Here is a 403-nt window from a genome sequence, read left to right on the forward strand (position 1 = left end):
GGATAGCTTTGCAAATATCGATCTAGCAGACACTATAAAGCAATACTATAAAATTTTTGATCAAATTTCAGCTGGAGTTATTAGTAAGGGTAAAGAGTTTTACTCAAATGAAGATCTAGCAAAGATGCCAAAGGGCTACTTTTCAAAAGATAAAAAAATAGATTATTCCGAATATCTAATGGGTAGGATGTCAAGTGACGAGATAGATGGGCTAACCGATAGAAGCAATGAGAAGGTAACTCATGTATTTAGAACAGCACAAGACGCAGACGACGCACGTAAGCTAATGAATGATCTAAGTGATATAAATGTAGAAGTCAATGGAAATTTCCTTGACTTCTCTCCAGAAGTGATGACAACTGAGCATACTATCCCTTATATGTGGGTTAGTAGTGCTGGATAT

1 pseudogene is annotated in these 403 nt (G+C 36.0%); it reads left to right on the forward strand.

The features are described 5' to 3' along the window. Positions 1 to 403: pseudogene (locus UNSWCS_RS11145) on the forward strand (hypothetical protein); the annotation flags it as partial.

It is taken from the genome of Campylobacter concisus UNSWCS, from assembly GCF_000466685.1.
Taxonomy (GTDB): domain Bacteria; phylum Campylobacterota; class Campylobacteria; order Campylobacterales; family Campylobacteraceae; genus Campylobacter_A; species Campylobacter_A concisus_A.